We start from the raw sequence: 14,105 nt of genomic DNA on the forward strand, positions 1-14,105 counted from the left end.
GTCGCGCGCTGGTGTGCCGGGGGTGGGTCGTGCCTCCCGTCCGCTCGCGACGACTCCGGTCCGCTCGCGATGACTCCCGCTCGACGGGGTGGGGGTAACCCCACCCGCGATCCGGGAGCGGGCAGGATGGGTGCAGGCCTCTGGGATCGCGAGGCTTGGTGTCATGAACAAGACGCTGCCCATCGACCAGGCGGAGACCGTGCCCATCCACCCATCGCCGCGAGCCGAGGGCGACTCGCCCGCGGACGCGCTGTCCCCGGAGCCACCGACGTCCACACGGGGTGGCGACGGCTCGGGCCGCGGTGGTGACTCCGGCGGTGGTGACTCCGGCGGTGGTGACCCGAGTGGCGCCGACTCGGGTCATGGTGGCGCCCCCGATGGTCCGCGCAGTGCCGTCCAGACCCGGCGGAGCTCCTTCTACCGTGAGTCCTGGCGGCGTCTGCCGCGCAACCTCGGGTACCTCGCGCTGACCGCGGTGCTCCTCGGCACCGTGTACTTCGCGTTCCCGACCGTGTTCCTGCGCGGCAACAGCAGCCTGTCCTCGCTGGTGACCCCCCTCGGCGTCGTGATGTTCTTCGTCGCGCTGTTCGTGGCGCGGTGGCTCGGGGCCTTCGAGAAGCTCCGCATCGGCTGGGCCGAGGACCGTCCGATCCGTCCGGTCGACTGGACACCGCGCTGGCAGCAGAACTGGTTCATGCGCGTCCTGTCCGCCGTGGCCAACCCGCACTACTGGCTGTACCTGCTGCACGGGCTCCTCGTCTACCCGCTGGCGGCGCTCGTGACCATCGGCGCCGGCGCCGCACTCGTCGCCGGGTTCTTCCTGCCGATCGGCGCCGGCATCACCGCCCTCGTCAACGGCTGGCGGATCAACGAGTTCCTGCGTGAGTCCGGGGTGGACCAGGGATGGCCCTGGGTGCTCGCCGCGATCGCCTGCGCACTCGTGATGGCGTTGTGCGTCGTGCTGTTCCCCCTCTGGGCCCGCGGAGCGACGCTCGCGCACTACTGGATCGACCACGCCCTGCTCGGCGGCTTCGAGGCCGAGGTGCTCCAGCAGCGCGTCGTCGGCCTGCAGCGCTCCCGTGCCGGTGCCGTGACCGCGGAGGGTCAGGCGCTCCGGCAGATCGAGCGCGACCTGCACGACGGTCCACAGCAGCGGCTCGTGCGGTTGCGGATGGACCTCGCGGCCGCGGAACGTGCGCTCGACAAGGACCCCCAGAAGGCCAGGACCCTGATGTCCGAGGCGTCGACCCACGCCAAGGACGCCCTCGACGAGCTCCGCGCACTGTCGAGGGGGTTCGCACCGCCGATCCTGCTCGACCGCGGACTCGTCGCCGCACTCGAGGCGCTCGTCTCGAGGACCCCCATCCCGGTCGGACTGCGCATCGACCTGTCGTCGGAGCTCGTCCTGCCGACCGAGGTCGAACGGAACGTGTACTTCACGGTGAGCGAGCTCCTCACGAACACCACGAAGCACGCCGGAGCATCGACGGCCGGCGTCTACCTCGGCCTCGTCGAGGACCCGTACGGGCAGACGGTGCTCACGGTGAGTGTCACCGATGACGGCCGCGGCGGCGCGACGATCCGCGAGGGGCACGGCATCGAGGGGCTCATGGGCCGGATGCGTGCACTTGACGGCGAGCTCACGGTGTCGAGCCCCCTCGGCGGCCCGACCGAGGCGACCGCCAGGATCCCGCTCGGGGCGCTCCGGGGCGTGCCGACGAACGGTGTCGTCGATGCGCCCGCGCCCACCACCGACCGGTACGGCTGGCCGATCAGGACCGCGGGGCCGAACGGGACCGCGGGGCCGAACGGGTCCGCGGGGCCGAACAAGACCGCGACGGGGCGGCTGCCGGGCCCGGCGCCGGTCCGGCCGCCGGGTCCGGTGCCTGATCCGTGATCCGGCTAGCATCGAGACCATGACCGACGGCCCGGACGCACAGCGCATCCGGGCCGTCGTCGTCGACGACGCCGTGCTGCTGCGCGAAGGCCTCGCGCGGGTGCTCGACGAAGCGGGCATCGACGTCGTCGGCCAGTTCGGCGATGCGCGGTCGTTCCTCGACGCCCTGCAGGCCGAGGCTCAGCGGGGGAACGCACCCGACGTCGTGATCATGGACGTCCGGATGCCGCCGACGTTCTCGGACGAGGGGGTCCGCGCCGCGGTCGAGGCCCGTCGGATCGTCCCCGGGATCGCGGTCCTCCTGCTCTCCCAGTACGTCGAGGCCACCTATGCCGAGGACGTCATGGCCGGTGGCTCGGCGGGCATCGGGTACCTCCTGAAGGACCGTGTCACGCGGCTCGACGAGATCGACGATGCCGTCCGCCGCGTCGCGTCCGGCGGCAGCGTGCTCGACCCGGAGGTCGTGAGCGAGCTCATGGCCCGCCGCCGCAACCCGCTCGCGGCACTCACGCCCCGCGAGCGCGAGGTCCTCGCACTGATGGCCGAGGGGCGGACGAACGCCGCGATCGCCAGGGCGATGGTCATCGGCATCGGTGCCGTCGAGAAGCACGTGTCGAGCATCTTCGGCAAGCTCGCACTCGAGGACACCGGCGACGACCACCGCCGCGTCCTCGCCGTCCTCGCGTACCTCGGGTGACCGTTCCCCCGGCCGACGCTCGGCCCGGTCTCCTCGATCGCGTCCCCGCACCCGCCCTCGCGATCACCGCGATGGTGTCCGTGCAGCTCGGCGCCGCGATCGCCAAGAACCACTTCGACGAGGTCGGCTCGGTCGGTGCCGCGACGCTCCGCCTGACCGTCGGCGCCGTCGTCCTCGCGCTCGTCGTCCGCCCGCGGGTGTTCCGCTGGACGCGGTCCCAGTGGGTCGCGGCGATCGGACTCGGTCTCGCGCTCGGCGGCATGAACGTGTTCATCTACGTGGCCTTCGCGACGATCCCGATCGGCGTCGCCGTCACGATCGAGTTCCTCGGTCCGCTCGCGCTGTCGCTGGTGCACACCCGTCGGTGGCGAGACGTCGTCTGGGCACTCCTCGCGCTCGTCGGGGTGGTGCTCCTCGGTTCGGGGTCGAGCGGCGCGACCGGGTTCGTCGGCGTGTTGTTCGCCGTCATGGCCGCGGTGTGCTGGGCGGGCTACATCGTGATGAACCGGTACGTCGGTGCGCGGATCCCGGGTGTCGACGGGCTCTGCGTCTCCCTCGTCGTGTCGATGCTCGTGTCGTTGCCGTTCGGCACGGCGTCCGCGGTGGACGGGGTGCGTGCCGCTCCGACCCTGCTGCTCGTGTTCCTCGGGGTCGGTGTGCTCTCGAGCGTGCTGCCGTACGCGCTCGAGATGCACGCGCTGCGACGGATCCCGACGCGCGTGTTCGGTGTCCTGCAGAGCCTCGGGCCAGCGATCGCCGCGCTCGCCGGGTTCGTCATCGTGGGGGAGGCCCTCACCCCGCTCGAACTCGTCGCACTCGCGAGCGTCAGCGTGGCGAGCATCGGCGTGACGATCAGCGGCCGGCGGGGCTACTCCTCGGTCAGGAAGTCCGCGTAGGTCGGTTCGTGCTGTCCGCCCGACAGCAGCGCGGGGTCGTTCACGCGGCGTTCGACGTACGCGGCGATGACCTCGGGCGGCGTGAGGAGATGCGCGACCCATGAGGTCGCGTCCTGCTTGGTCATGATGCCGTCTCCCCTCGAGGAGTGATGTCGCGACGAGAGATGTCTCGACCAGAGATGTCTCGACGTGTGCGACTGCTTGATTTTCGAGGCGTGTTCGTGACGGTCACGATCCTCTGCGGAGGTCCTGGTGTCAATCGCCGTGTCTCCCGGTGTCCGATAGCCGTCTCGACGGTCGCTCCCGACCGTCCTCGTCGTCGCTCCCGACCGTCATGTCCGGCGTCCGTGACGGTCGTCGGTGCGGAGCGTCCGGTGCTTCACGGCGGAACGCCAGACCCACGCCGACGTCGGGTGTCCGAACTGGGCCCACTCCACGAGCACCGCATCCACGGTCCAGCTCCGCACGAACCCCCGCACCCGGACGTGGAACGCGGGGAACTGGATCCACGCCCACACCGGGATCGGGTTCACCGCGTGGCAGACGTCGCCGCCGCGCGCGTCCTCGGACAGCGAGTAGGCATCGGGGCGCGGCGAGTCCGGGTGCTCCGGCGGCGACCACCGGTCCTCTCGACGTCGACCCATGGAGCCATTCGAAACTATGTTCGAACGCTCCGTCAAGTCGGTGACCGCGTGTCGTGCAGCGTCGATCCCGCTCGACGCTCCGTCTCAGTAGGGTTGCGGCATGTCGACCCGTGTTGCCGTGATCATCCTCCGACTCGTCATGGCGGCGCTGTCGATCGCCGGGAGCGTGACGCAGTTCACCATCACGGTCATCGAGGGCCACTCGATCGCCAACTTCTTCAGCTACTTCACGATCCTCGGGAACATCTTCGCCGCGATCGTCTTCATCGTCGGAGCTGCCCGCCTCGTCCGGAGCCCGACCGGTGAGGTCTTGCCCGCCGTCCGCGGAGCGTCGGTGCTGTACATGGTGTTCGTGGGTGCCGTCTTCAACACCCTGCTCGTCGGAGCGGACCTCGGTGACCTGCAGCCCTGGATCAACGTCGTGCACCACATGCTCATGCCGCTGGTCGTCGTCGTGGACTGGCTCGTCTGGCCACCCCGGGGTCGCGTCACGATGCGGACGATGTGGTGGTGGATGGTCCCGGTCGCGGCGTACGTCGTGTACACGCTGGTCCGTGGTCCGATCGTCGGGTTCTACCCGTACCCGTTCTTCAACCCGGCCGCGGTCGGCGGGTACGGCGGCGTGACGCTCTACTGCGTCGCGATGCTCGTCGGCTTCGTCGTGCTCGCGTTCCTCGTGCGCTGGTCCGGCAACGCGCTCGGTGCGCGGCGGTGGGCGCGGGGCCGCTGACGGACGCCGCACGGCTCGACACGGGGGCAGACGATCGCGGGGCGCAGCACGAGACGAGACGAGACGAGACCACCGAGAGGCGACTGGACGGAGGGGATGACGGGAATCGAACCCGCGTAATCAGTTTGGAAGACTGAGGCTCTACCATTGAGCTACATCCCCGCGTGCATCCGCATCGGACGCAGCCACACCATGGTAGCGGACCCAGAGCCGCACAAGCACCAGAGCCGCACAGGCACCAGGCCGCACAGGCACCAGGGCACACAGGCCCGCGCACCACACGCACCAGCGCGACGGCCCACCGGACCCGCACCGACCTACACTCGCACTGTGCGCCTCCCGTCCGTCCCCGGCCCAGCCGTCTCCGGCCCAGCCGACCCGCAGACGGACCGTGCACGCCGGAGCCAACGACTCGTCCGGCGGAGCCGCGTGCTGTCCTACGTGCTCGCCGGGCTCGGAGTCGTGGTGCTGTCGTTCGCGCCGTCGGTCCTCGGGGAGCCGACCACGGACACCGGTCGGGTGCTCCTGCAGGTCGTGCGTCCGGTCGTCGCGGGGGTGCTGATCGTGGCCGCGCTCGCCGTGCAGGTGGTCGTCGGCATCACGTGGCGTCGGGACCTGCTGCAGCCGGCCGATCCGACCCCGGACGCTCCTGCAGACCCACCCGCACCCGGCTCTCCACAAGTCTGAACACCCGCCAGGAACGAGCCGTGCGCACCCGCTAGACTCGTCGGGGTCATCGGGCCGGATCCGTCCTGCCCGAACACCTGGCCCGGCAATCCGTCTCGTACGGCAATCCGTCCTCGACAACAGGGCGGGGCGTAGCTCAGCTTGGTAGAGCGCCCGCTTTGGGAGCGGGAGGTCGCAGGTTCAAATCCTGTCGCCCCGACCAGGTCACACGACTGCTGAACAGCACGACACCTCTGAACAGCACCCAAAACGTCAATCTCAGGAGAACATCCCTTGGTCACCAGCAACGTCGACAAGGTCAGCCCCACCCGGGTCAAGCTCACGGTGAACGTGACGCCGGAGGAGCTCAAGCCGAGCATCGACCACGCCTACGCGCACATCGCCGAGCAGATCAACATCCCCGGCTTCCGCAAGGGAAAGGTCCCGCCGGCCATCGTCGACCAGCGCGTCGGCCGTCCGGAGGTCCTCAACCACGCCGTCGGTGACGCCATCGACACGTTCTACCGCCAGGCGGTGGAGGAGCAGGAGCTCCGCGTCCTCGGGCGTGCGGAGGCCGACGTGGCCGAGCTGCCGAGCGTCAAGGACTTCACCGGCGACCTCGTCCTCACGTTCGAGGTCGACGTCCGCCCCGAGTTCGACATCCCGAAGTACGACGGCCTCGAGCTCACCGTCGACGCGGTCGAGGTCTCCGACGACGAGATCGACGAGGAGCTGCAGAACCTGCGCACCCGGTTCGGCACCCTCGTCACGGTCGACCGTCCGGCCGCCACGGGCGACTTCGTCCAGATCGACCTCGTCGCCACCATCGGTACGGAAGAGGTCGACAACGCCACGGGCGTCTCCTACGAGCTCGGATCCGGCGACCTGATCGACGGCATCGACGAGGCACTCGAGTCCCTGACCGCGGACGAGGCGACGACCTTCGAGTCGAAGCTCCTCGGCGGCGACCACGAGGGCGAGACCGCCCAGATCGCGGTCACCGTCACCGCCGTCAAGGAGCGCGAGCTCCCCGACGCCGACGACGAGTTCGCGCAGATCGCCAGCCAGTTCGACACGATCGACGAGCTCAAGGTCGACCTGAAGGACCAGATCGTCAAGTCGAAGTCGTTCGGCCAGGGCGCCGCGGCACGCGACCAGCTCGTCGAGAAGCTCCTCGACTCGGTCGAGATCCCGATCTCCGACCAGCTCATCGAGGACGAGGTCACGCGTCACCTCGAGCAGGAGAACCGCCTCGAGGACGACGAGCACCGTGCCGAGGTCGCCGAGTCGAGCCAGAAGGCCTTCAAGAGCCAGCTGCTCCTCGACGCGATCGCCGAGCAGGAGAAGGTCCAGGTCTCCCAGGAAGAGCTGACCCAGTACCTCATCCAGGCCGCCGCCCAGTACGGCATGGAGCCCGGTGAGTTCATCAAGGTCATCGACCAGAACGGCCAGATCCCCGGCATGGTCGGCGAGGTCGCCCGCTCGAAGGCCGTCGCCACGGTCCTCGCCAAGGCGAAGGTCGTCGACACCGACGGCAAGCCCGTCGACCTCTCCGCGTTCACCGCTGGTGTCGCGCAGGACGACGCCGACACGACCGACGACGAGTCGGCCGACGCCACCGAGACGGCGGACGCGGACGCCAAGTAGCGCGATCGCGGACGCTGCAGAGCGCGGGTCGCGAACGCGACAGCCATCCTGACGGGAGGCACGGTGCCAGCTGGCACCGTGCCTCCCGTCCGTTGCATGGCGGGCCATGTATGCCCCTGGCGAACTCGTGCGAAACGCGCTGTTGCACCCGATAGGTTCGACAACAAGCGACAACTGAACGGGAGCTATTCCATGGCCGAAGCAACACTGAACCCCAGTGTTTTTGACCGCCTTCTGCGGGACCGTATCGTCTGGCTCGGTTCCGAGGTCCGCGACGACAACTCCAACGAGATCGCGGCCAAGCTGCTGCTCCTCGCTGCTGAGGACCCCGAGAAGGACATCTACCTCTACATCAACTCGCCCGGTGGTTCGATCACCGCCGGCATGGCGATCTACGACACGATGCAGTTCGTGCCGAACGACATCGTCACCGTGGGCATCGGTCTCGCGGCGTCGATGGGGCAGTTCCTGCTCTCGTCGGGAACACCTGGCAAGCGATACATCACCCCGAACGCGCGCGTGCTCCTGCACCAGCCGTCCGGTGGGTTCGGTGGCACCGCGGCCGACATCCAGACGCAGGCCAAGGTCATCCTCGACATGAAGAAGCGCATGGCGGAGCTGACGGCCGAGCAGACCGGCAAGTCGATCGAGCAGATCCTGAAGGACAACGACCGCGACAACTGGTTCTCCGCGCAGGAGGCCCTGGAGTACGGCTTCGTCGACCACCTCCGCGCGATGAGCTCCGAGGTCATCGGCGGCGGTGGGACGGTCGCCCCGGGCGACGCCCCGACCCCGGCCGCCGAGCCCGACGCCGCGGGCCCCGACCAGTCCTAGCCCACCACCAAGAAAAGGAAATCGAGAATGCATCTCCCAATGCTCGGTGGCGCGCAGAACGTCCCGGCCCCCACTGATCGGTACATCCTCCCGAGCTTCGAGGAGCGCACCGCCTACGGCTACAAGCGGCAGGACCCGTACGCCAAGCTCTTCGAGGACCGCATCGTGTTCCTCGGCGTGCAGGTGGACGACGCCTCGGCCGACGACGTCATGGCGCAGCTCCTGGTCCTCGAGTCGATGGACCCCGACCGCGACATCGTCATGTACATCAACTCACCGGGTGGCTCGTTCACCGCGATGACGGCGATCTACGACACGATGCAGTACATCCGCCCGCAGATCCAGACCGTCTGCCTCGGTCAGGCGGCGTCGGCAGCCTCGGTGCTGCTCGCCGGCGGGACCCCGGGCAAGCGGCTCGCCCTGCCGAACGCCCGCGTGCTCATCCACCAGCCTGCCGTGCAGCAGGGTGGCGGACAGGCGTCCGACATCGAGATCCAGGCGGCGGAGATCCTCCGGATGCGCACCTGGCTCGAGGAGACGCTGTCGAAGCACTCGAACAAGACGCCGGCGGAGATCAACCACGACATCGAGCGCGACAAGATCATGTCAGCGGCCGAGGCTGTGGAGTACGGTCTCATTGACCAGGTCCTGACGAGCCGGAAGAACCTGCCGGCCCTCGTCAAGTAGGCACCGCGAAGGGCCCCTCTCCCGTGGGAGAGGGGCCCTTCGTCATGCTCGGGTGCGGGTGGGGCCGGTGCTGACGCCGAATGAGAAGTGCGTGTCTGTCGGGTCGCGCGTTGCACCCGACAGTCGGGCACTTCTCGAGGCGCGTCCTGCGGGTCAGTCCTCGTGCTCGTCGTCCTCGTCGTCCGCGGCTGCCGTGGCCGGGCGGCGCAGGAGGAGCAGCACGACGACGACGAGTGCGATGACGACGACGCCCCCGCCGCCGATCCACAGGGCGTCGCCGAGGACGCCGTCCGATCCGCTCGTCGTCGATCCGCCGGCCGCGGGTGCACTCGCAGCGGCGGATTCGGCCGGGGTCGTCGCCCTGCCGCCGTCCGGGTCGTTCGTGGCACAGGTGGGTGGGGTCGTGGCGCCCTTCGACGGCACGAACGAGGCCGGCGCCTGCCACGTGAAGGAGTACGAGTCGGAGACCGTGTGGCCGTCCGCCGAGACGACCTGCCACTCGGCGGTGTACCTGCCGGACGGACCGAGCGCGGCCTTGGTGGTCATCGACGGGCCGTCGACGGACACGCAGCCGTTCTCGAAGTACCGACCGTCGTCGCCCGTGATGCGGAACGCGAACCCGGGGTTCGTGGCGCTGTCGATGTCGAGCAGCTTGTCGTTCGTGGTGATCTCGAACGACTTCGGGAGGCTCGTGATCGTGCCGTCCACCGCGGGGGTCGACGCGATCATGTAGTTGTGTGCCGACGCCGGTGCCGCGAGTCCGATGACGGCACCGCCTGCGAGTGCCGCACCGACGGCGGCGGCTGCAGCGAGCCTCCAGACCGATCGGCGACCAGCTGCCGGACGTGCGGACGGCTCCGGACGTGCGGACGGCTCCGGACGGGTGCGGGTCCCGCTGCGCGGCGGCCGGGAGGCGCGGGTCGCCTCGTCTGCAGAGCGTCCGTTCCGGAGTGTGGTCACCGGGTGCGCTTCCGTGCGGTGGCGACCGCGCTGACGATCCCGACGGCCCCGACGACGAGCCCGGCGATCCCGAGTCCGCGCGCGACGTTGTCCGGGGTGGCCGTGGCCTCGCCGGTGGGGGCTGCGCTGCCGGACGCCTCGTCGGACGCGTGCTCGGCCGCGTGGTCGTCGTCGTCGTCCGCGCCGGTGATCGCCGACGTCAGGGTGACGCTCGGCGCGGGGTGCTCCGGCTCGTCCTCACCGGCCTTCTGCTGCTGGTCCCACTCGGTCGAGCCCTGCTCGCACGTCTGGGTCACCGGGAACTCCACGAGGTCACCGGCCTTGCCGTCCGGCAGGGACAGGGAGAGCTGGAACGTGTCGCGCTCGTCGGCCGGGAGTGGGGTGGCGGCGGTGTAGGTGACGCTCGTGACGCGGGTGCCAGCGTCCTCGGGGTTCTCGTCGTCGGCACTCGCGGACTTGCTCGTGTACGGCTCGGTCGCCTTCGTGATCGTCCAGTTCGGGTTGACGGTGGGAGTGACCTCGATGACCGGCTCCGGGACGTGGAACGTGAGCGCGGTGGTGGGGGAGCCGTCGCAGCCGTGCGGCACCGAGAAGGTCAGCGTCGTGTACGAGTTCGCCGCCGTGTCGGTGGCGTCGGCCGAGATGTGCGCGCTCGCCGCGACCGCGGTGCCGAGGACGATGGCCGCGGCGATGCCTGCCGTGGCGGTGACGCCCGTGACGAGTCGACGGCGCTGCTGCATGGATGGATCCTCTCGATTTCTACAACTTGTAGAGTGCTTGCCGCCAAACGTAGTCGGCGTCGGTGACGAACACAATTCGCGTGGTGCCGTCGGCGAACTCGGCCGTGGATCACGGCAGGGCGTCACTCGCAGTGTCGCCGGGAGCGATTAGGCTCGACTGCACGACGATCCCGTGTACCACGGCCACCTCACCAGGCCGTGTGCACCAGACCAAGGAGGCCGGGCATGGCGCGTATCGGAGAGAGCGGCGATCTCCTCAAGTGCTCGTTCTGCGGCAAGAGCCAGAAGCAGGTCCAGCAGCTCATCGCGGGTCCGGGCGTCTACATCTGCGACGAGTGCGTCGAGCTCTGCAACGAGATCATCGAGGAGCGTCTCGCCGAGGCCGGCGAAGAGTCCGCCGGCGGGGACTTCGAGCTCCCCAAGCCCCGTGAGATCTTCCAGTTCCTCGAGCAGTACGTCATCGGCCAGGACCCCGCCAAGAAGGCCCTCAGCGTCGCCGTCTACAACCACTACAAGCGCATCCGTGCGCAGGGTGCGCTCACCGCGGCGGAGAACCGCGGGGACGAGATCGAGATCGCCAAGTCGAACATCCTGCTCATCGGCCCGACCGGCTGCGGCAAGACCTACCTGGCGCAGACGCTCGCCAAGCGCCTCAACGTGCCGTTCGCCGTCGCGGACGCCACCGCCCTGACGGAGGCCGGCTACGTCGGCGAAGACGTCGAGAACATCCTCCTCAAGCTGATCCAGGCCGCCGACTACGACGTCAAGCGGGCCGAGACCGGCATCATCTACATCGACGAGGTCGACAAGATCGCCCGCAAGGCGGAGAACCCCTCGATCACCAGGGACGTCTCCGGCGAAGGCGTCCAGCAGGCGCTCCTCAAGATCCTCGAGGGCACGACCGCATCGGTCCCGCCGCAGGGCGGTCGGAAGCACCCGCACCAGGAGTTCATCCAGATCGACACGACGAACGTCCTGTTCATCGTGGCCGGTGCGTTCGCGGGCCTCGAGGAGATCATCTCGTCGCGCGTCGGCAAGCGCGGCATCGGCTTCGGCGCCCCCCTCCACAACCCGCTCGACCACGCGGACCTCTACGCCGAGGTCCTGCCGGAGGACCTCCACAAGTTCGGGCTCATCCCGGAGTTCATCGGCCGGCTGCCCGTCGTCACCACGGTGTCACCGCTCGACCAGGCCGCGCTGATGCAGATCCTGACCGAGCCGAAGAACGCGCTCGTCAAGCAGTACCAGCGGATGTTCGAGATCGACGGGGTCGAGCTCGAGTTCGACCAGGCCGCGCTCGAGTCCATCGCCGACCTCGCAGTGCTCCGACAGACGGGTGCTCGCGGGCTCCGCGCCATCCTCGAAGAGGTCCTCGGGCCGATCATGTTCGACGTCCCCTCGGACGCCGATGTCGCCCGGGTGGTCGTGACGCAGGCCACGGTGCTCGAGAACGCTGCGCCGACGATCGTGCCGCGGGCGCCGAAGCGCGTCGAGAAGTCCGCGTAGGCGCGGCGAACGCGGCCGGGCCGGACGCGGCTTGCGCTGGCGCGTGTTCTGAACACGCCCGTCCACGCTGAACACCTGCATCCCGGTGTTCCCCGTGGACGGCCGTGTTCAGAACACCACGACAGACCCGGCCGTCCGGGCCTACTCCAGCCCGCGGCGACGCAGCAGCGGTCCGACCTCGGCGTCGCGCCCACGGAAGTCGCGGTAGGCCTCGAGCGGATCGCGTGACCCGCCGACGCCGAGCACGAGCGTGGCGAAGCGCTTGCCGGCGGTGCGTGACAGCCCGCCGTTCTCCCGGAACCACTCCACGGTGTCGGCGTCGAGCACCTCGCTCCAGATGTAGCCGTAGTAGCCGGCGTCGTACCCGCCCGCGAACGTGTGCGCGAAGTACGTCGATGAGTACCGCGTCGGGACCGCTGCGACGTCGAGCCCGGACACCGCGAGTGCCGCCGCCTCGAACGCGTCGACGTCGTCGACCTCGGCGGCCTGCGCCGCACTGAGCGAGTGCCAGGCCTGGTCGAGGACCGCCGCTGCCAGGTACTCGGTGGTGGAGAACCCCTCGTTGAACCCGTCGGTGTCGCTCAGCCCGAGCACGAGTTCCGCGGGCATCGGCTCACCGGTGTCGACGTGCCTGGCATAGTTCGCCAGGACCTCGGGCCAGGCGGTCCACATCTCGTTGACCTGGCTCGGGAACTCGACGAAGTCCCGCTCGACGTTGGTCCCGGAGAACCGCGGGTAGATGGTGCGCGCGATGAGCCCGTGCAGCGCGTGGCCGAACTCGTGGAACAGCGTCTCGAGCTCGTCCTGGGTCAGCAGCGTCGAGGACCCCGCCGCGGGCTTGGGGATGTTCAGGTTGTTGATCACGACGGGCAGGGTCCCGATCAGCGACGACTGCTCGACGATGGGGTTCATCCACGCCCCACCCCGCTTGCCGTCCCGTGTGTAGAGGTCGAGCAGGTAGAGCCCGACCGCGGCGCCGTCCTCGTCGGCGACCTCGAAGACCCGGACCTCGTCGTTGTACCCCCGCAGGTCTTCGCGCTCGCTGAACCGGAGGCCGTAGAGCACGCCGGCTGCGAAGAACACGCCGTCGCGGAGGACCCGTTCGACCTCGAAGTACGGGCGCATGGCGGCGGAGTCGGCCGCGAACTGCTCGGAACGGAGGATCTCCGTGGCGTACGCCCAGTCCCAGGACTCCACCTCGTACCCGACCACCCGCGACCGTTCGTCATGCTCCGTCGCGGCGTTGGCTGCCGCCGCCGGAGCGAGCGAGGACAGCAGTCCCGCGACGGCCTCCGGGGACCCTGCGGTCTCGTCGGCGGTCACGGCGGCCGCGTGGGAGCGGAAGCCGAGGAGCTCGGCGCGCTCGGCACGGAGCCGCACGATGCGGAGCACCAGGTCGCGGTTGTCCCACTGGTTGCCGCGGCGACCTCGGGACAGCGACGCGCGCATGATCCGTTCGCGGACGTCGCGGTTCACGAGCGACGCCAGGTACGGGTGTCCGGTGTACAGGGGCAGGGTGATGAGCCAGCCGTCGAGCCCCCTGGTCTCCGCGGCACCACGGGTCGCGGAGCGTGCGCCGTCGTCGAGGCCCTCGAGCTCGGCCTCGTCGGTGATCAGGACGGCGAGGTCGTTGGTGTCGTCGAGCAGGTTCCGCTCGAACTTCGTGGTGAGGGTCGAGAGCTCCTGGTTGAGCGCGGTGAGACGTTCCTTGCCGGTGTCATCGAGGCCGGCGCCGGCGAGGGTCATCTCGGTGTGGGTGCGTTCGACGAGCCGCAGGCTCTCGCCCCGGAGCCCGATGGCCTCGCGCTGCTCGTGGATCGCGGCGACCCGAGCGTAGAGCCGCGAGTCGAGGGTGATCGCGTCCCGATGCGCTGCGAGGAGCGGGGAGATCTCGGCCTCGAGGTCGTGCAGCGCATCCGTGGCGTCGGCGCCGGACACCGTGAAGAACACCATGCCGACGCGGGAGAGCAGCTGACCAGATCGTTCGAGCGCGACGAGCGTGTTGTCGAAGGTGGGCTCACCGGTGTTCGTGGCGATGGCCTCGACCTCGGCGCGCTGGTCGCGCATGCCCTGCTCGAACGCCGGCCGGTAGTGCTCGACCCGGATGTCCCGGAACGGGGGGAGTGCGAAGGGGAGCGTGCTCTGGACGTCGAGTGGAGTGACCATCGCCCCAGCCTAGAGACCGGGACCTTCCGCAAAAC

At 69.4% G+C, this 14,105-nt stretch carries 14 protein-coding genes and 2 tRNA genes; 10 read left to right on the forward strand and 6 right to left on the reverse strand.

The features are described from left to right. The first annotated feature begins 163 nt into the window (after positions 1-163). From ASF23_RS10465 to ASF23_RS10475, 3 genes are read left to right on the forward strand one after another with little or no spacing between them, the layout of a single operon-like run. Entirely contained in the window at positions 164-1,897 is a 1,734-nt protein-coding gene (locus ASF23_RS10465; protein ID WP_082474022.1) for a sensor histidine kinase, read from the forward strand. Between the two features lie 19 nt (positions 1,898-1,916). Then, positions 1,917-2,594, forward strand: a complete 678-nt coding sequence (locus ASF23_RS10470) for a response regulator transcription factor (protein WP_055952710.1) — start codon at positions 1,917-1,919, stop codon at positions 2,592-2,594. Continuing rightward, positions 2,591-3,490 carry an EamA family transporter gene (locus ASF23_RS10475; protein ID WP_235510858.1) on the forward strand — a complete coding sequence of 300 codons (900 nt, stop codon included), beginning with the start codon at positions 2,591-2,593 and terminating at the stop codon, positions 3,488-3,490. Before ASF23_RS10470 ends, ASF23_RS10475 begins: the two co-directional genes overlap by 4 nt. Here the strand turns inward: ASF23_RS10475 and ASF23_RS18330 are convergent. Further along, complete coding sequence (locus tag ASF23_RS18330; RefSeq protein ID WP_156364452.1) at positions 3,463-3,615, reverse strand: hypothetical protein; 153 nt, start codon at positions 3,613-3,615, stop codon at positions 3,463-3,465. The two genes, ASF23_RS10475 and ASF23_RS18330, sit on opposite strands and share 28 nt — an antisense overlap. Before the next feature lie 207 nt (positions 3,616-3,822). Continuing rightward, a complete protein-coding gene (locus ASF23_RS10480) occupies positions 3,823-4,134 on the reverse strand; it encodes a hypothetical protein (protein WP_055952713.1) in 312 nt (103 codons plus the stop codon). Between the two features lie 100 nt (positions 4,135-4,234). On the opposite strand from ASF23_RS10480, the gene ASF23_RS10485 reads away from it, so the two are divergent. Further along, on the forward strand, positions 4,235-4,864 hold the full coding sequence (locus ASF23_RS10485; protein WP_055952718.1) for a Pr6Pr family membrane protein: 630 nt from the start codon (positions 4,235-4,237) through the stop codon (positions 4,862-4,864). A gap of 91 nt (positions 4,865-4,955) precedes the next feature. Here ASF23_RS10485 and ASF23_RS10490 read toward each other — a convergent pair. Further along, a tRNA-Gly gene (locus ASF23_RS10490) sits at positions 4,956-5,026 on the reverse strand. 168 nt (positions 5,027-5,194) lie between these two features. Here ASF23_RS10490 and ASF23_RS10495 point away from each other — a divergent pair. The 5 genes from ASF23_RS10495 to ASF23_RS10515 all read left to right on the forward strand — a co-directional run bounded on the left by ASF23_RS10495 (position 5,195) and on the right by ASF23_RS10515 (position 8,698). Then, complete coding sequence (locus tag ASF23_RS10495) at positions 5,195-5,551, forward strand: hypothetical protein (protein WP_156364453.1); 357 nt, start codon at positions 5,195-5,197, stop codon at positions 5,549-5,551. A 125-nt stretch (positions 5,552-5,676) separates the two neighbouring features. Next, positions 5,677-5,753: transfer RNA gene (locus tag ASF23_RS10500), tRNA-Pro, on the forward strand. A gap of 71 nt (positions 5,754-5,824) precedes the next feature. Beyond that, a complete protein-coding gene (tig, locus tag ASF23_RS10505) occupies positions 5,825-7,177 on the forward strand; it encodes a trigger factor (RefSeq protein WP_055952724.1) in 1,353 nt (450 codons plus the stop codon). 192 nt (positions 7,178-7,369) lie between these two features. Next, positions 7,370-8,011 (forward strand): ATP-dependent Clp protease proteolytic subunit, encoded by a 642-nt coding sequence (locus tag ASF23_RS10510; protein ID WP_055952727.1) that lies wholly within the window; start codon positions 7,370-7,372, stop codon positions 8,009-8,011. A gap of 27 nt (positions 8,012-8,038) precedes the next feature. After that, positions 8,039-8,698, forward strand: a complete 660-nt coding sequence (locus ASF23_RS10515; protein ID WP_055952730.1) for an ATP-dependent Clp protease proteolytic subunit — start codon at positions 8,039-8,041, stop codon at positions 8,696-8,698. Between the two features lie 153 nt (positions 8,699-8,851). On the opposite strand, the gene ASF23_RS10520 is transcribed toward ASF23_RS10515, so the two are convergent. Further along, entirely contained in the window at positions 8,852-9,658 is an 807-nt protein-coding gene (locus ASF23_RS10520; protein ID WP_055952733.1) for a copper resistance CopC family protein, read from the reverse strand. After that, on the reverse strand, positions 9,655-10,398 hold the full coding sequence (locus ASF23_RS10525; protein WP_055952736.1) for a YcnI family copper-binding membrane protein: 744 nt from the start codon (positions 10,396-10,398) through the stop codon (positions 9,655-9,657). The genes ASF23_RS10520 and ASF23_RS10525 overlap by 4 nt, the downstream gene beginning before the upstream one ends. 225 nt (positions 10,399-10,623) lie before the next feature. On the opposite strand from ASF23_RS10525, the gene clpX reads away from it, so the two are divergent. Further along, positions 10,624-11,904: an ATP-dependent Clp protease ATP-binding subunit ClpX gene (gene clpX, locus ASF23_RS10530; RefSeq protein ID WP_055952738.1), complete on the forward strand. Its 1,281-nt coding sequence runs from the start codon at positions 10,624-10,626 to the stop codon at positions 11,902-11,904. A gap of 141 nt (positions 11,905-12,045) precedes the next feature. Here clpX and ASF23_RS10535 read toward each other — a convergent pair whose 3' ends face one another. Beyond that, positions 12,046-14,070 carry a M3 family metallopeptidase gene (locus ASF23_RS10535; RefSeq protein ID WP_055952741.1) on the reverse strand — a complete coding sequence of 675 codons (2,025 nt, stop codon included), beginning with the start codon at positions 14,068-14,070 and terminating at the stop codon, positions 12,046-12,048. Positions 14,071-14,105 lie beyond the last annotated feature (35 nt).

This window comes from Curtobacterium sp. Leaf261, assembly GCF_001422205.1.
Lineage (GTDB): Bacteria > Actinomycetota > Actinomycetes > Actinomycetales > Microbacteriaceae > Curtobacterium.